The following is a 16,878-nucleotide window of genomic DNA, read 5'->3' as shown; positions in this document are numbered from 1 at the left end:
AGACAGGTGCCACGGCGGAACAAGTAAGGTAGGCGCTGCTCATGAAAATGAGTAATCCACGGATACCAGCATAGCAACCGACGAAAGTACCGGCTTCATCTGATGTATCAGCTCTTTTTTAGGAGAAAACGATGGCTAGTTTTTTAGCAGGGATCAGTGCGTCAAACTTGACAGTGGGAGTCATACCAACGCCCCAAACACCGGATTGGTGGCATTGGCGATTTTTTTGGGGCAAAAAAGTGACAAGGTTACCAAGTCCGAGTGCTTTGGATTGTTAACTGTTGAACTCGCCAAATAAGTAATACCATTGATAGCCATAAGCTTCTAGTGTTTTACCTTCGTTGGAAACCCTAAATTTTGGCGCTTTCATGACATCTTGAATGTCTAGAAGGCATTCCCTGATATCCTCATACTCAGTGTCGCCATAGAACTCGTGACTGTCTTGTACGAGCACAACTCCCTCTTTATTCTTCGCTTCCCAGAATACTTCGTTGATATCGTATGGCACTGTTACATATATATCGATGTCACTAGTTTTGATCGACACAACAACAGCACTACCATTATCGTTTTCGATGACATTAGGATTATTTCCCAATATCTTTGCTATGTACTCTTTTCTCATACGATTCGATGACAGTTAACAGTATAAGTAGAAGGAATTTTTCCTCCTATGCCGGAGCAAATATTTCCTTCTATGTCTAAACAGTAAAACTACCTTATCAGCTATTTAGCCGTTCAAACAAGCAGTTAACACACAGGTTTAGCAAAGGCTAAGCCGTGAAAACGGAAAAGTTTCCTGCTATGCCGGAACGAAGCGAAAATACCGGTAAACGGTGCGAATGCGCCATTTAAAAAAGGTGGGTTCAGCGAGTGCACAACCGTTAGGCATTCGCTATTAATGTGGTTAATTACAAATCAGTAAAACTGACCGAGCCTGATATCGATTTGATCGGATGACCCTGTTTTATCTACACCCTTATCCCACCATCCAACTCCAACACCCGGCCAGTGTAGTAGTCATTTTCGATGATAAACCGGGCGGCGTGTGCTATTTCTTCCGCTTCGCCTAGCCGCTTGGCTGGGATCGCCTGCTTCAATCGTTCCATCGCTTCCGGTTTCATGACTTCGGTCATAGGGGTGGCAAACACGCCGGGGGCGATGGCTGCAGCGCGGATACCAAATCGAGCCAACTCTTTCGCCCACGTGACCGTCATTGCAGACACGCCAGCCTTGGCTGCAGAATAGTTACTTTGGCCCATATTGCCGGCGCGGGAGACACTGGCCAGATTGATGATCACCCCTTCACACTGATGCTGAACCATCTGCGCAGCGGCTTCACGGCCACAGAGAAAACTGCCAGTCAAGTTGACATGCAGAACGGTATTAAACACACCGAGGGACATCTTATCGACCACCTTGCCCTCTTTGACTTTTAGCAGCATGTTGTCCCGCATAATGCCAGCGCTGTTTATCAGCACGTGTAACGCGCCAAAGTCGTTAGCAATGGCATCGAAACAGTGTTCCACTTCCGCCTCATTGGTGACATCAAGCACATAGCAGCGACAAGTGGGTGGCTTGCTGGCGGCATGGGTGGTTTGCTGAGGCTCGCCCTCTACCGATTGACCCGTTGCAGCTTCAATCAAGCTCGCTGTATCGCTGAGGGCATCGGCATTAAGATCCAGCAAGGCCAAATGAGCGCCCTGGGCGGCAAAGCTCAACGCCATCGCACGGCCTAAACCGCTACCGGCTCCAGTAATAGCCACCACTTTACTGACGATCTGCATAACTTTACTCCCTCTGCTTTTCGCTCATTTGTTGTCGCTGAACCGCGTTAGTACACTGGAGAAATCTTTCTCGTCCCAACCGTCGCGACCATGCTGGGCATAAATTGAACGCGCCATTGCACCCAAGGGCGTTGGCGTACCGCTAGCCAATGCCGTTTGCATTGCTAAGCCAAGATCTTTGGTCATCAACTTCACCATAAAACCGGGTTCATAATCATGACTGGCGGGGGCTGCTGGCATCTCGCCCGGCCACGGGTGGTACTTGTTCAACACCCAATTGTCGCCCGAACTTTGTCGCATGATCTCGGTGAGCTTGGCAATATCCAAGCCATTATCAGCTCCCAACTGCAGCGCCTCACTGGTACCTATCATCAGAGCGGCCAGTAGCATGTTGTTACACGCTTTTGCTAACTGACCATCCCCCACTTTGGCACCAGCATGGAAGACGTTGGCGCCCATGTTTTTTAATACCGGTTGCACTCGTTGAAAGGCCGCATCCGGCCCCCCCACCATAAAGGTTAAGGTAGCCGCCGCTGCTCCCACTGTTCCACCGGAGACTGGCGCATCTATCATCGAAGTACCCATCGCATCGGCCTGTACAGCAATCGTTTGCGAGGTTGTCGCGGCCACCGTTGAACAATCAACAAATAGGGTCGAACCGTTGCCATGACTTAATAAGCCGTGTTTAGCAAGATAGAGGTCTAATACCTGCTGATCACCAGGCAACATGGTGATGACGATAGCACTGCCCTCCACCGCTTCTGCGGCACTGCTCATCACTATGGCACCGTCCTGCTCTGCGGTGCTCACTGCGCTGGAACTCAGGTCAAACACCTTGAGGGTATGCCCAGATCGCAGCAGGTTCTGCGCCATCGGTAATCCCATATTGCCGAGACCGATAAAGCCGATAGTCATGCTATGTTCTCCTTCTTCCACTCGTCATATTCACTCCGCCTTTTCAACAAGAGCATCAATGACCTAATGAGCGCAGCGGGTGCACATCGGCAGGCCACGGCGAACTGAAATGATGTCGCACCACAGACTCTGGTACTTGGTTCACATCTGCAAACTGCCATTGCGGTTTGCGGTCTTTATCGATCAATAGCGCCCTTACCCCTTCGGCAAACTCGCCGCTCTCAGCACAACGGCACGACATGCCCAACTCTTGCCGAAAAGCTGACGCTAGATCTGCTGGTGGCTGCTGGATCATCTGCCAAATAAGATGGGCGGTGTTCGGACTCCCTGCACGCAAATTGGCCTGCGCCCGTTGCAACCAAGGATCGTCAGTATCCTGGTTTAGGATCGCTGCCGCGACCTGTTGCAAGCTCTCGCCAGCACATAGATCAGATACGGTTTGCTGGTGACTTAAGTAGCCTTCGGGCAGGGCGACATCTTTGTCTTTGATGGACAGTTCATGGTCACGAAAAAAATCACTGAGCATGGCAAAATCATGGTTATCTCCCTGCCACGATAAATTCGCTAAACCTGCTTTCAGTTGAGTTTGTTTCGCAGAGCTCACCCGGTGATCCGCCATATTCAGATGCACCGCGTCACGACCGTTGATTTGCGCGCCTGTCAGCCCTAAGAACAGCCCCGCATTGTCGGGCATTTTCGGCAGAAACCAGCTGCCCGCCACGTCGGGATACAACCCTATAGATATCTCTGGCATTGCCAGTCGCGAACGTTCCGTTACCAAACGGTGGCTACCGCCCACCATCAAGCCGATACCGCCGCCCATCACAATGCCATCACCCCAGACGATCACCGGCTTAGGAAAGGTATGGATCAAGTGATCTGTCTGGTACTCCTGAGTGAAAAAGTGACACACTTCCGCTTGTACCGTGTGGGGCGTTGCAACCATGGCATGATACATATCAACAATGTCGCCACCGGCGCAAAAAGCTTTGTCACCCGCACCTTGCAACCAAACGGCAGCTATCTTTTTATCGTTTGCCCAAATGTGCAGTTGCGCTCCTAGCCCCTCCACCATGCTCAAGCTCAAGGCATTGAGCTTGGTTGGCGCATTCAGCGTTACCACCCCAATCTTGAAGCGCTTACCGACCGTCATCTCGCTGATCAAAAGATCCGCTGCCATGGTCTGAGTTGTATCTGTCATGGGATTGCTCCAACCTCTTATTTGCTGGCGTTATAGGGGCTAATGGTCAACGGCCAAGGGCACCCGAGCATCAACTGTTACGCCAAACCGGTGCGCGCTTTTCTAAGAAGGCCTGTACACCTTCCGCCTGGTCAGCAGTGCCAAATAGGCTGACAAAGTATTCACGCTCTTTTTCTAATCCCTGCCACATCGGGTTTTTCCGACCGTGTTGGATCAACTGCTTGCACGCTCCTACCGCCAGTGGGCTCTGCTTTTCGGCTTGTTTTGCCCAAGCCAATGCCGTTGTCAGTGCCTCACCTGTCTCTACCACGACTTCCACTAGGCCTATCTTTGCAGCTGTATCAGCATCCACTCGTTCACCGCACAAAATCATCCGCTTAGCCCACCCCTCGCCCACCAAGTGCGGTAAGTTTTGGGTGCCACCAGCACAAGGTAATAAACCAACACTGGCCTCTGGCAGCGCCATTTTCGCCTGAGATTCAGCGATACGAAGATCGCACGCCATGGCAACCTCCAAGCCCCCGCCCATGGCATAGCCATTTATGGCTGCGATGGTTAAACCACGAAACTCACTCAATGCTTCAAACGCGGTACCAAAGCTATGCGCTATTGCACGCGCGGTTTCCGGGTCGCCATCGGCAAACAAGCTTAAATCGGCGCCGGCAGAAAAAAATTTATCGCCTTCGCCAGTGATGATCAGAGTGTAGATGTCACGCTCATTGGTCACGCTACGAATAAGCTGAGAGAGATCATTCAAACTTTGCTTGGTCCAGGTGTTCGCCGGTGGATGGCTGATGGTGATCACCAGCGTATGCCCATGCCGAGTCAGTTTGAGTAACTCACTGTCATAGATAGATAAATGCTCACTCATATGAAAACTCCTTACACCCATAAGCCCCTATCGGAGGCACTAACAGTTCGGCTTTTCAATGCCTTAAGTAATACTCACCATGCCATCAGCCAACACCCGCCGACTAATAATCAACCGCATAATCTCGTTTGTACCTTCAAGGATCCGGTGCACTCGCAGATCCCTTAGATAACGCTCTAGGGGGTATTCATTAATATAGCCATAGCCACCAAATAGCTGCAGCGCATCATCAACCACCTTAAAGCCAACATCGGTAGCAAAACGCTTCGCCATGGCGGCATAGGTGGTGGCATCACTATCACCGTTATCAAGCTTGCTGGCAGCCATCCGCACCAGTTGCCGCGCGGCAACCAATTCAGTCGTCATGTCTGCCAACATGAACTGCAATGCCTGGAAATCGGCCAACGGCTTACCAAACTGCTTACGTTCAGATAGATAACGACTGGCGTCTTCCACAGCCTGTTGCGCGGTGCCTACGGAGCAGGTAGCAATGTTAATCCGGCCACCATCCAGCCCCTTCATGGCCAGCGCAAAACCCTGCCCCTCTTCAGCCAACAAGTAGTGCGCAGGCACAGCAACCTTGTCGAAACTAACACTGCGGGTAGCCTGACTGTTCCAGCCCATTTTCGGCTCACGACGGCCATAGCTAATGCCATCGGCATCAGCAGGCACCATAAAGGCACTGATCCCTTTCGGCCCGGAACCGCCAGTACGTGCCATGACAATCAGTAGGTCGGTATCGCCCGCACCGGAGATAAACACCTTACTGCCACTGATCAGATAACTGTCACCAACCTTTTCGGCTCTGGTCGCCAGCGCCGCGGCATCACTGCCTGCATTCGGTTCCGTTAAGCAGTAAGATGCCAATTTCTGACCGCTGGTTAGCAACGCCGCCCACTCTTCAGCTGCTTGATCTGTTGCCCAGGTAGAGACCATCCAACTGGCCATATTGTGAATAGTTAAATAAGCGGTAGTACTGGTACACCCCGCCGCCAGTTGTTCGAATATCAAACTGGCATTGAGCCGAGACAAGCCAAGCCCGCCATGTTGGGGCTGACAGTACAAACCACAAAAGCCCATCTCGCCGGCCGCTCTTATGACATCGATGGGGAAGGTATGCTCACGATCCCAATCAGCCGCACTGGGCGCTAACATCTCGCGAGAAAACTGCGCGGCGGCATCGACAAATGCGCGTTGTTCTTCATTCAGTTCGAAATTCACGACACAGACCTCACTTACTTCAATTGGATCGTCATATTGGGAGCGCCCGCCACATCGCCATCAAACCAACGGCTGGTGATGGTTTTGGTCTCGGTATAGAAACGCACCGCTTGCTTACCATAGGCGTGCAGATCACCAAAGAATGAGCCTTTCCAACCAGTAAATGAGAAACAGGGCAAAGGCACAGGTATTGGCACATTGATACCTACTTGACCAACCGTCACTTCCCGCTGAAAGGTGCGTGCCGCTGCGCCGCTGGAGGTAAAGATTGAGCAGCCATTACCGAACGGGTTTCGGTTAATCACAGTGAGTGCGTCATCGAGCGAATCTGCGGTCATCAAGAGCAAGACGGGGCCAAATATCTCCTGCTGATAGATCGCCATCTCAGGTGTGACATTCGCAAACAATGTTGGGCCGAGCCAATTACCATCGGCAGCGGTAATGTCTGCAATGCGGAAGTCACGGCCGTCTAGTAAGCACTCTGCCCCCTCTTCTATCCCCTGTTGAATGAGTCCGGCCACACGCTGCTTGGACGCCGCACTGATTAATGGCCCGTAACCAGCCTCTGGGTCATTCCAAACCCCAGGCCGAACCTTTTTCATCTCCATCTGAATTTGCGGGATCAGAGCTTTGGCATCCCCCACCAATACCGCGACAGAAATGGCCATACAACGCTGGCCAGCCGCGCCCACAGAAGCGCCAACCAGTGCATTTACCACTTGTGACGCATTAGCATCGGGCATAACCACCATATGGTTCTTCGCCCCAGCAAATGCTTGCACCCGTTTATTGTGTTGACTGCCAGTATGATAAATATGCTCCGCCACGGGGGCGGAACCGACAAAAGAAACAGCCTTGATATCTGGATGCGTTAACAGTGCGTCCACCTGTTTCGGCCCACCGTGAAGCACTTGCAGGAGATTTTTTGGCGCTCCGCATTCAACAAACAGCTCGGCAATGCGATTCGGTACAAGCGGATCCTGTTCTGACGGTTTGAGGATAAAACTATTACCGCACGCCGTCGCTAACGGAAACATCCATAGCGGGATCATGGCGGGGAAATTAAAGGGGGTGATACCGGCACACACACCCAGTGGCTGCAAATAGCTGTAACAATCGATGCCACGAGCGGCGTTTTCCAAAGTTTCGCCCATCATCTGCGAAGCAATACCACACGCCTGTTCAACCACTTCAATTCCGCGCCAAACATCCCCTTTGGCATCGGCAAAAGTTTTACCTGTGTCCTGCGCCAACAACTCGCCAAGTTCATCATGATGCAACTTCAAACTGTGCTGGAAGTTCAGCATCAATCGGGCGCGTTCCGGCGCTGGTACTTCACGCCACTGCAGAAAGGCTAGCTCTGCAGCGGCAACAGCACGTTCAAGCTGCAGATCACTGGCCGCTGTTTGAGTAGCGAGAACGTTCTGGTTGGCAGGGTTAACCACATCGATCATTGGTTGCCCTTCGCCTAGTTGCCACTCACCATTAATGAGATGTTTCACTTGCTGCATCACAACGCTCCGTTAATTATCCTGCTGCCAATACCCGCTATGCCTTACTGACAATCACACCAAACAACCTGTCGCCGAATCGGCTAAAGCGTTTCAATAGCCATCGCCGTGGCTTCACCGCCACCAATACACAAACTGGCAATGCCACGTCCTCCCCCGCGCTGACGCAACGCATGCAGCAGAGTCACAAGTATTCTTGCGCCAGTGGCTCCCAATGGATGACCCAACGCGCAAGCGCCGCCATTAACATTGACCTTGGCCGGATCTAAGTCCAGTTGCTGGATAGCCAGCAATGTCACCATGGCGAATGCTTCATTGATTTCGTAAAGATCTGGCGTGGTTATCGACCACCCCAGCTGGGTTAATAACTTGGAAACGGCACCAACCGGAGCTTGCGTAAACTCTGACGGCGCGCGGGCGTGGCTAGCCTGCCCTAATACTTTAGCCAGGGGCTTAACCCCTAACCGCTTGGCGTAAGCGCCTGACATCAGCAATAACGCTGCGGCACCGTCAGCCATTGAACTGGCATTGGCGGCAGTGACTCGACCCGATCGACCAAAGGCGGGCTTTAGCGTCGGTATCTTGGCTTCGTTGGCTCTAAACGGTGCTTCATCCTGAGAGATGACAGACTCTTTGCCGCGATGAATAACTGTCAGCGGCACGATCTCATCACTAAAATCGCCATCATTGATCGCCCGTTTTGCTTCGGTCAGCGAATGCAACGCAAAACCATCCATCTGTTCTCGGCTGATATCAAATTGTTCGGCAGAATCATCAGCAAAGCAGCCCATCAAACGCCCACTGTAGGCATCTTCCAAGCCATCCAAATAAAGATGATCAAGCATCTGACCATGGCCAAAACGCTGTCCTGCTCTGACGCTTGGCAACAGGTGCGGCGCGTTACTCATGCTTTCCATCCCGCCAGCGATCACGGCTTGCGATTGCCCCAAACGGATCTCGTCACAAGCCAACATGGCGCTTTTCATTCCTGAGCCACACACTTTATTGATAGTGGTACAGGCAACACTTTGTGGTAAACCGGCAAACAGTGCTGTTTGACGGGCAGGTGCTTGCCCTAAGCCCGCCGGCAACACGCAGCCCATATAAAGCGCTTCGATGAGGCCCCGCTTACTGTCGTCACATGCGCTGTCATTCAGATCACAGGTAAAGGCAAAGCCCGCCTGTTCGGCACAAGCGGCGACAACAGCAGCTCCCATGTCGGTCGCACTTAGCGATGACTGCTGCCCAAGAAACGCTCCCAAAGGGGTGCGCTTAGCCGCACATATCAATACATCACTATCACTAAACGCCGGGACTGAAGCTGCTTTGTCTTCGTCAAACGAGTTGGTTATCAGCTCTTCCATTCCACCTATTCCGTCTGTTACCGATCTTGATAAGCACCTACTACCAGAGCCCTAACTAACCCTTGTTTGATACCTAACTAGCTCACCTGTCAGATAGAAAAAAGGCGGTGCTGGCTTAGCACCGCCGAGGTTCACTAATATCAAAACACAAAGGGATGACTCTTTTTATTTGCAGCACTTACACCCCTTATTAAGAATTACGCTAACGTAAACGTCAAGTCGTTGTTAAAACCTATGAGCAAGTAGCGGCTTAAGCTATTGGCAACACAAGTTGACGGCATTAAAAACACACTTTATTAATGGCTTAGCACTTATATATCGGGGTTCTGAGGTAAGGAAAGCATAGGCAGCGTGGCAATTTTTCGTTACTATAAGCTGTGCACCGAGAAGAATTTTACGTTTAATTACGGCTTACAGGCCGCTCGCAGTGGGCTTTCTTACATTTTTCAGCATCAATGTTAGCCGCCAACTTTACGTGCACGTAAACCTACTCTAATGTTATTTCACAACACGACGAGCATCTTATGTCGGAAAAACAGACTTACAGCATCAGCGAGCTGGCTCAAGAGTTCGATATCACCACTCGCAGTATTCGCTTTTACGAAGATCAGGGCTTACTGAGACCAAAGCGTCGCGGCCAAACTCGGATCTACGACAAGCAGGATAAAGTACGCCTGAAACTGACATTACGTGGTAAACGGCTTGGCTTTTCACTGGCTGAAACCCGGCGTTTATTTGATATGTACGACGCCGACCGTACCAGTGAAACCCAGCTAAACACCATGTTGACGCTTATCGAAGAGAAGCGCGGCGTTCTACGCCAGCAGTTGGAAGATATAAATGTCCTACTGATGGAGCTAGGCGCGGCGGAAAAACGCTGTCAGCAAGCCTTAGAAAAGGTAAAAGATGACAGCGTCCCGCACGGTGCTGCAGCCTCAACAACAGCTGACAGTGCCGTGGATAACTAAGCTCCGGCGCCATACGCTTTTAGACAGCCGCCGGACAAGTTTGCTCTGGAGTGGTGATGTTAGAGAGTTACATGGGATTGGCATGCGGACTGGATGATACGAGCCGCATGCTGCAACAACAGGTCAATAGCTTTGCTGCGGCTGAAATTGCCCCCCTGGCTGCGCAGATCGATTCGGACAACGCCTTCCCTCACCCCCTCTGGCGAAAGCTCGGTGAGATGGGACTCCTCGGTATTACCGTCAGTGAGCAGTATGGTGGCTCCGCCATGGGGTATCTGCATCATGTCATCGCCATGGAACAGATCAGCCGAGCCTCAGCCTCTGTCGGTCTCAGTTATGGTGCTCACTCCAACCTCTGTGTGAATCAAATATTCCGTAACGGTAACGACCAGCAGCGGCAAGCCTACCTACCTAAATTATGCAGCGGTGAATATGTTGGGGCGTTAGCCATGAGCGAACCTGGCGCGGGCTCTGATGTGGTCAGCATGACCTTAAATGCCGCCGATAAAGGTGATCATTACCTGCTCAACGGCAACAAGATGTGGATCACCAATGGTCCTGAAGCGGATGTACTGGTGGTATATGCCAAAACAGATGCCAACGCAGGGCCAAAAGGGATCAGCGCTTTCATTATCGAAAGTGGCTTTAGCGGTTTCTCAACCGCGCAGAAACTCGACAAGTTAGGCATGCGCGGTTCCAACACCTGTGAGCTAGTGTTCCAGGATTGTGTGGTGCCAAAGCAAAACCTATTAGGCCCGCTCAACGACGGCGTCAAAGTGTTGATGAGTGGCCTAGACTACGAACGTGCCGTGCTAGCCGCTGGGCCGTTGGGTATCGCGCAAGCCTGTCTTGATGTGGTGCTGCCCTATGTTCACGAACGCAAGCAGTTTGGGCAGTCGATAGGCGAATTCCAACTGGTTCAGGGCAAGGTTGCAGATCTCTACACCCGCCTGAGTGCAGCTCGTAGTTACGTCTACATGGTCGCCAGTGCTTGTGATCGCGGTGAATCAGTCAGAAAAGACGCCGCCGGCGCCATCTTGTTTGCCGCAGAGATGGCAACACAAGCCGCGCTGGATGCAATACAGCTGCTTGGTGGCAACGGTTACATCAACGAGTACCCCACGGGTCGCCTGCTTCGAGATGCCAAACTGTATGAGATTGGCGCGGGTACCTCAGAGATACGTCGCATGTTAATTGGCAGAGAGTTGTTCCGAGAAACCGCTTAGGCGGTTTCTCAAACATGGCATCGGCATTGCCGATGCTAATCCAGGGAGAAGGCGGCGGGCATAAAATAATAAACAAGAGCCCGCCAAGTTCTTCAGTGCTGATTAGCTTATCGATTCAGCGGTAGCAAAAAGGAGGGATAGGTGGCCATTATTACGTCCAAACTGCAGGCATCCGACAACGAGTTTCGCCAGCGCAGTGCCGCTATGCAAAAGCTGGTTGATGAACTGCAGTCACTACAAAGCAAACTGCAGATCGGTGGCGGTGAACAAGCACGCCAGCGTCATCTCGACAAAGGCAAATTGCTCGCCAGAGATCGTATCGATTGTTTGCTGGATGTTGGTTCGCCATTTTTGGAGCTCAGTCCGTTAGCCGCCCTGCATGTTTATGAAGATGATATACCCTGCGCCGGTGTTGTCGCGGGTATCGGCAAGATCGAGGGCGTTGAATGCATGATCGTTGCCAATGACGCCACAGTAAAAGGCGGCACCTACTATCCGTTAACCGTAAAAAAGCATTTACGCGCCCAAGAGATAGCCGCCAAATGTCACCTGCCCTGCGTTTATCTGGTGGACAGCGGTGGCGCCAACCTGCCGCAACAAGACCAAGTGTTTCCAGATCGCGACCACTTCGGGCGTATCTTTTTTAATCAGGCAAACCTTTCTGCCGCAGGGATCCCGCAAATAGCCGTGGTGATGGGCCCGTGTACCGCCGGCGGTGCTTATGTACCCGCCATGGCCGATGAAAGCATTATGGTGGCGGGTAAAGGCACCATATTTCTTGGCGGCCCACCGCTAGTGAAAGCTGCCACCGGTGAAACCGTCAGCGCAGAAGATCTCGGCGGTGCCGATGTCCACTGCCGTCAATCCGGTGTTGCCGATGGTTATGCCCGCGATGATCACCATGCACTGCAGTTGGCTCGTCGCGCCATTGCCAACATTAATCATCAAAAAGCAGCCCCCCTTGTACAACACACGCCCGTGGAACCACGCTACCCCGCCAGCGAATTGTACGGCGTGGTAGGTACCGATTTGAAGAAGCCTTTTGATATCAAAGAGGTGATCGCCCGATTGGTTGATGACAGCGAGTTCGACGAATTTAAGCCGCTATTTGGTGAAACTCTGATCTGTGGTTTTGCCCGGTTACACGGCTACCCGGTCGGGATATTAGGCAACAATGGCATTCTGTTTTCGGAATCGGCACAAAAAGGGGCACACTTTATTCAGCTCTGCTGCCAACGTCAGATCCCACTCATCTTTTTGCAGAACATTACCGGCTTTATGGTGGGACGAGAGTATGAAGCGGAAGGGATCGCCAAGCACGGCGCAAAACTGGTAACCGCCGTGGCCTGCGCCAAGGTGCCAAAGCTCACGGTCATTGTTGGCGGCAGTTACGGGGCGGGTAACTACGCCATGTGTGGTCGCGGCTATGATCCGCATTTTCTCTGGATCTGGCCTAACGCACGTATTTCGGTAATGGGTGGGGAGCAAGCCGCTAACGTGATGGCAACCGTGCGGGAAGAACAGCTACAACGACAAAATAAGCCGTGGTCGGACGAAGAGAAAGCCGCATTCAAAAAACCGATCAGTGAGCAGTACGAAACCCAAGGCCACCCCTACTACGCGTCCGCACGACTCTGGGATGACGGTGTCATCGATCCTGCACAAACCCGAGAAATACTGGCATTAGGGCTAAGTGCGGCGCTAAATGCTGACAGCCAGCCCAGTCATTTTGGCATCTTCAGAATGTAGGTCGAAACATGGATATGAATCAGCAACTCGCCCATATCAAATGCAGCATAGATCACCGCGGCGTGGCATCTATTACCCTCGCCCGCGAAGCCAAGCGCAACAGCTTTAATCAACAAACGATAACGGAACTGATCACCACAATCGAGCTCTTTGCCGAACATCCGGGGATCCGTGTATTGCTGCTACAAGCCAATGGTAAGGTGTTCAGTGCGGGTGCCGACTTGTCCGGTATGCAACAGATGGCCGACGCCTCGCCGGAACAGAACTATCAAGACGCGCGATTGCTGGCGCAATTAATGCGGGTGTTAGACACCTTTCCTGCGCCAACAGTCGCTCTGGTGCAAGGCGCTGCCTTTGGTGGCGCATTAGGACTTATCTGCTGTTGCGATATAGCCCTGCTGGCAGATGATGCAAAATTCTGCCTAAGTGAGGTGAAACTGGGCTTAATACCAGCGGTGATAAGTCCTTATCTACTTCGCACCATCGGGCATCGGCAACTCTCTCGCTACTTACTCAGCGCCGAAATAATCAACGCCACAACGGCGGTCAACCTCGGTCTGGGTCACGCCAGTCATAAAGTAGACCAATTGGCGAACGCTGGAGAGCAGATGGTAAAACAACTTCTGCTAAATGCACCAATGGCGCAACAGCGGGGCAAACAACTCATACGGCAGATCGCCGACCACCCGATTAATGACACACTGGCAGATGTCACGGCAGAAAAGCTGGCACTGATCCGGAATGATAGCGAAGCGTGTGAAGGATTAGCCGCGTTCTTTGAAAAACGCCCCCCCAATTGGCAGCTCAATGGCGATGAGGCCGCACTCAGTCAAGCAACCACCATTACAGATCCAAAGAGGTCGCAACCGTGAAGCAGCTATTGATCGCCAACAGAGGTGAAATCGCCTGTCGTATTATTCGCAGTGCCCGCGCAGCTGGCTGGCATACAGTAGCGATCTACTCTGACGTTGACGCCAATGCGCGCCATGTTCGTTTAGCAGACGAGGCACACTTGATCGGTGTCGCCGCAGCTGAAAAATCCTATCTGGCGCAGCACAAGATCCTCAGTCTGGCGAGTACGTTAAACGTCGATGCAATACACCCCGGCTATGGTTTTCTCGCAGAAAACGCAGAGTTTGCCGCGGCCTGCGAACAAGCGGGTATCGCTTTTGTGGGGCCGTCATCAGATGCTATAGATGCGATGGGTGACAAAGCCAACGCGAAGGCAATTATGGCCGCTGCTGGCGTGCCCTTACTGGCCGACTATCGTGATGCCGAGCAACGCTTACCCCACCTGCAACAAGCCGCTCAGGCCATTGGCTATCCATTGCTGATCAAAGCCACTTGCGGCGGAGGCGGCCGTGGTATGCGCATTGTTGATCATGCCGATGACTTCGAAACAGCATTAGCCAGCGCGAAACGGGAAGCGAAAGCAGCGTTTGGTGATGACCGCGTGCTACTTGAGCCTTTCTTGAAAACGCCGCGCCATGTAGAGGTACAGATCCTCGCCGACCAACAAGGCAATACCATTTACTTGGGCGATCGTGACTGTTCGGTGCAACGACGCCATCAAAAAGTGGTAGAAGAAGCCCCTGCCCCCGGTTTACCTCCGGCGCTAAGAGCCGCGATGGGTGAAGCAGCGGTGCAAGCGGCAAAAGCCATTGGCTATGTTGGTGCCGGTACCGTTGAGTTTCTGCTGGATGACAAACAGCAGTTCTATTTTATGGAGATGAATACTCGGCTGCAGGTAGAACACCCGGTGACAGAGATGGTGTGCGGCATCGACTTGGTGCGCTGGCAGTTAGCTATCGCCGAAGGCAAACCATTAACAATGCAACAACAGCAGGTTCAGATACGTGGTCATGCCATTGAAGTGCGGCTCTGTGCTGAAGATCCAGCACTGCAATTTATGCCCACCAGCGGCAGGTTAACCCGCTTGAAATGGCCAGCTAATGGCAAGGTATCGGCGGCGAAAGACACTGACCTGCTGCCCTATCAAGATCTGCCCTTGCGCATAGAGACAGGCTTCGAACAGGGTGATTTAATCCCTGCCAATTATGATTCGATGCTGGCAAAGGTTATCTATATGGCTGATAACCGGCAACAAGCCGCCGCCGGTCTTTATCAAGCATTAACGCAAACTGAGATAGCCGGTGTGGCCACCAATTTGGGACTACTCACTCAGGTGTTGGGTCATCCTGTATTCAAGCAAGATGCTGACCATTTGCAGTTCGGCGGATTGCACACGGGGTTTCTGCAACAGTACCAAATTTTAGAAAACCTGCAGGCAACCGCCCCCATTTACGCCTGGCATATGGCAGCCATAGCAATGATAAGCCGCTATGTGGGCTCGGATGCCAACCCCTCTCATGAAGGTGGCAGCAACAACCCTTGGCTTACCTTGTCAGGTTGGCGTCTGAATGCCCCAGTAAAAAGCCTGATCGCGATACAGCTTAGCGCTGATGGCGTTGAGCCGAAATCAGCAGGCACGACACCACGTTTCACCATCTCCAAGGAAACATCGGCAGGCTCTACGGTTTGGCATCTCAACGATGATAGCGGCAGTTGGCGTTATCAAGCGCTGACAAGTCCGTCAGGGCAGATCAAGTTGAGGTTATTGGCTCGCCCTCTCGCTCCGGCGCCCAACACGAAAGAAGAAGCAACTGGCAACAGCAAAGACAGCAGCCTTGCGATTGGTCAGGTATTGATAGCAAAAATAGGTCAATGTGAGTTAAATAATCCCCGCCATAGCCATAGCATCACGCTAACCCTCACAAACTCCTTTGGCGAAGCTTACGCTGGCTGTCGCTATCATTGGCTATCGGCAACAGACAGCGCAGATGAGCCTATGCCGACTGAGAACTTGGATGCCCTGAATGCGCCACTTCATGGCACTGTCGCGGCGATTGAAGTCAGCAAAGGAGACACAGTAAAGAGCGGCCAACTGCTGATGGTATTGGAAGCGATGAAGATGGAGTATCCAGTAAAAGCGCCATTTAACGGCGAGGTTAGCAGGCTAAACTTTGCTGTTGGTGACACTGTTGAGCGTGGACAAGCACTCCTGGCACTGACCATGGTAGCAGAAGAAGAAGAAGAGAGTGGAGCGGCCCCATGAACGACCATGTGACGTTAATGGAAGTGGGCCCACGTGACGGCTTGCAAGGTGAGAAGGTACTGCCGGTGGCAACACGATTAGCGCTAATAAAACAGCTCTTAGCTGCTGGGTGCCGCCATATTGAAGTGGGCAGCTTTGTAAATCCTAAGCGCGTACCGCAAATGGCCGATACGGCAGAGCTATTTCCCCTACTCCCATCAAATACTCCCGCACGTTTTTCCGCCCTGGCCGCCAACAGCCGTGGTTTAGAGCAAGCACTGACAGCCAACGCCGACGCCATCGCTCTGTTTACCGCTACCAGCGACACCTTTTGTCAGCGCAACATCGGCATGGACAGCGCACAAAGTGTGCAGCAGTTTCGTGAGCTAGCCGCCCATGCGCAAACATCCGGTCTGCCGGTTAGAGGCTATGTGTCAACAACCATCGCCTGCCCCTATGAAGGAAAAACCGCTCCGGCCAAGGTAGCAAAACTTGCATATGAACTGCATCGCGCCGGTTGCTATGAAGTGTCCCTCGGCGACACCATCGGCGTGGGCACACCGAGGCAGGTAAAGGCGATGCTACAAGCAGTCCTGAGTGAACTTCCCGCCAGTGCAGTAGCGGTGCATTTCCACGACACCTATGGTCAGGCATTGGCGAACGTCTGTTGTGCCCTTGAACTAGGTATTCGCACGGTCGATGCGTCAGTCGCAGGGCTGGGTGGCTGCCCCTACGCACCAGGGGCTTCGGGTAACTTGGCTAGCGAAGATCTGATTTATCTGCTCAATGGATTGGGCATGAACAGCGGAGTGGATCTACCCTTGCTAGTAGCCGCGGGCGAATTCATTTCCCAGCAGCTAGATAAACCTGCGTGCTCCAAGGTCAACCAAGCAATGCGTGTCAGTGTGAAACAGACACACAGTGATGCAAAACTGTAATGCTAACCGTCGAGGCAAGGGCTCCATCAAGGA

Annotated in this window: 14 protein-coding genes; 6 read left to right on the top strand and 8 right to left on the bottom strand. The window is 52.4% G+C overall.

Annotation, left to right across the window (positions count from 1 at the left end):
• Window positions 1–274: 274 nt before the first annotated feature.
• From DU002_RS11985 to DU002_RS11950, 8 genes are all read right to left on the bottom strand, one after another.
• Window positions 275–547 (bottom strand): hypothetical protein, encoded by a 273-nt coding sequence (locus DU002_RS11985; RefSeq protein ID WP_147271856.1) that lies wholly within the window; start codon window positions 545–547, stop codon window positions 275–277.
• 424 nt (window positions 548–971) lie between these two features.
• Window positions 972–1,787: an SDR family oxidoreductase gene (locus DU002_RS11980; RefSeq protein WP_114338619.1), complete on the bottom strand. Its 816-nt coding sequence runs from the start codon at window positions 1,785–1,787 to the stop codon at window positions 972–974.
• 24 nt (window positions 1,788–1,811) lie between these two features.
• Complete coding sequence (gene mmsB, locus DU002_RS11975; protein ID WP_114338618.1) at window positions 1,812–2,702, bottom strand: 3-hydroxyisobutyrate dehydrogenase; 891 nt, start codon at window positions 2,700–2,702, stop codon at window positions 1,812–1,814.
• A 55-nt stretch (window positions 2,703–2,757) separates the two neighbouring features.
• Window positions 2,758–3,903 (bottom strand): enoyl-CoA hydratase/isomerase family protein, encoded by a 1,146-nt coding sequence (locus DU002_RS11970; protein ID WP_233496488.1) that lies wholly within the window; start codon window positions 3,901–3,903, stop codon window positions 2,758–2,760.
• Window positions 3,904–3,973: 70 nt separating this feature from the next.
• Entirely contained in the window at window positions 3,974–4,774 is an 801-nt protein-coding gene (locus tag DU002_RS11965; protein WP_199405228.1) for an enoyl-CoA hydratase, read from the bottom strand.
• A gap of 63 nt (window positions 4,775–4,837) precedes the next feature.
• Window positions 4,838–5,995, bottom strand: coding sequence for an acyl-CoA dehydrogenase family protein (locus DU002_RS11960; RefSeq protein WP_114338616.1), 1,158 nt, complete (start codon window positions 5,993–5,995; stop codon window positions 4,838–4,840).
• A 14-nt stretch (window positions 5,996–6,009) separates the two neighbouring features.
• Window positions 6,010–7,506 (bottom strand): CoA-acylating methylmalonate-semialdehyde dehydrogenase, encoded by a 1,497-nt coding sequence (locus DU002_RS11955; protein WP_199405227.1) that lies wholly within the window; start codon window positions 7,504–7,506, stop codon window positions 6,010–6,012.
• A gap of 83 nt (window positions 7,507–7,589) precedes the next feature.
• Window positions 7,590–8,870 carry a thiolase family protein gene (locus DU002_RS11950; RefSeq protein ID WP_114338614.1) on the bottom strand — a complete coding sequence of 427 codons (1,281 nt, stop codon included), beginning with the start codon at window positions 8,868–8,870 and terminating at the stop codon, window positions 7,590–7,592.
• Between the two features lie 524 nt (window positions 8,871–9,394).
• Between DU002_RS11950 and DU002_RS11945 the strand changes: the two genes are divergently transcribed.
• From DU002_RS11945 to DU002_RS11920, 6 genes are all read left to right on the top strand, one after another.
• Window positions 9,395–9,838 carry a MerR family transcriptional regulator gene (locus tag DU002_RS11945; protein WP_114338613.1) on the top strand — a complete coding sequence of 148 codons (444 nt, stop codon included), beginning with the start codon at window positions 9,395–9,397 and terminating at the stop codon, window positions 9,836–9,838.
• Between the two features lie 56 nt (window positions 9,839–9,894).
• Window positions 9,895–11,064, top strand: coding sequence for an isovaleryl-CoA dehydrogenase (locus tag DU002_RS11940; RefSeq protein WP_114338612.1), 1,170 nt, complete (start codon window positions 9,895–9,897; stop codon window positions 11,062–11,064).
• Window positions 11,065–11,205: 141 nt separating this feature from the next.
• A complete protein-coding gene (locus tag DU002_RS11935; protein WP_199405226.1) occupies window positions 11,206–12,813 on the top strand; it encodes a carboxyl transferase domain-containing protein in 1,608 nt (535 codons plus the stop codon).
• 8 nt (window positions 12,814–12,821) lie between these two features.
• On the top strand, window positions 12,822–13,685 hold the full coding sequence (locus tag DU002_RS11930; protein ID WP_233496487.1) for an enoyl-CoA hydratase-related protein: 864 nt from the start codon (window positions 12,822–12,824) through the stop codon (window positions 13,683–13,685).
• Window positions 13,682–15,928 (top strand): acetyl/propionyl/methylcrotonyl-CoA carboxylase subunit alpha, encoded by a 2,247-nt coding sequence (locus tag DU002_RS11925; protein ID WP_114338611.1) that lies wholly within the window; start codon window positions 13,682–13,684, stop codon window positions 15,926–15,928. The genes DU002_RS11930 and DU002_RS11925 overlap by 4 nt, the downstream gene beginning before the upstream one ends.
• On the top strand, window positions 15,925–16,845 hold the full coding sequence (locus tag DU002_RS11920) for a hydroxymethylglutaryl-CoA lyase (protein WP_114338610.1): 921 nt from the start codon (window positions 15,925–15,927) through the stop codon (window positions 16,843–16,845). The genes DU002_RS11925 and DU002_RS11920 overlap by 4 nt, the downstream gene beginning before the upstream one ends.
• Window positions 16,846–16,878: the final 33 nt, after the last annotated feature.

This window comes from Corallincola holothuriorum, from assembly GCF_003336225.1.
Taxonomy (GTDB): domain Bacteria; phylum Pseudomonadota; class Gammaproteobacteria; order Enterobacterales; family Neiellaceae; genus Corallincola; species Corallincola holothuriorum.
The sequence above is the reverse complement of the archived record's forward strand: the minus strand, read 5'-3'. Positions and strand labels throughout refer to the sequence as shown.

Coding starts and splice junctions, on each gene's coding strand:
- DU002_RS11980 (WP_114338619.1), bottom strand. CDS start 1,787: ATGCAGATCGTCAGTAAAGTGGTGGCTATTACTGGAGCCGGTAGCGGT.
- mmsB (WP_114338618.1), bottom strand. CDS start 2,702: ATGACTATCGGCTTTATCGGTCTCGGCAATATGGGATTACCGATGGCG.
- DU002_RS11970 (WP_233496488.1), bottom strand. CDS start 3,903: ATGACAGATACAACTCAGACCATGGCAGCGGATCTTTTGATCAGCGAG.
- DU002_RS11965 (WP_199405228.1), bottom strand. CDS start 4,774: ATGAGTGAGCATTTATCTATCTATGACAGTGAGTTACTCAAACTGACT.
- DU002_RS11955 (WP_199405227.1), bottom strand. CDS start 7,506: ATGCAGCAAGTGAAACATCTCATTAATGGTGAGTGGCAACTAGGCGAA.
- DU002_RS11950 (WP_114338614.1), bottom strand. CDS start 8,870: ATGGAAGAGCTGATAACCAACTCGTTTGACGAAGACAAAGCAGCTTCA.
- DU002_RS11945 (WP_114338613.1), top strand. CDS start 9,395: ATGTCGGAAAAACAGACTTACAGCATCAGCGAGCTGGCTCAAGAGTTC.
- DU002_RS11940 (WP_114338612.1), top strand. CDS start 9,895: ATGTTAGAGAGTTACATGGGATTGGCATGCGGACTGGATGATACGAGC.
- DU002_RS11930 (WP_233496487.1), top strand. CDS start 12,822: ATGGATATGAATCAGCAACTCGCCCATATCAAATGCAGCATAGATCAC.
- DU002_RS11920 (WP_114338610.1), top strand. CDS start 15,925: ATGAACGACCATGTGACGTTAATGGAAGTGGGCCCACGTGACGGCTTG.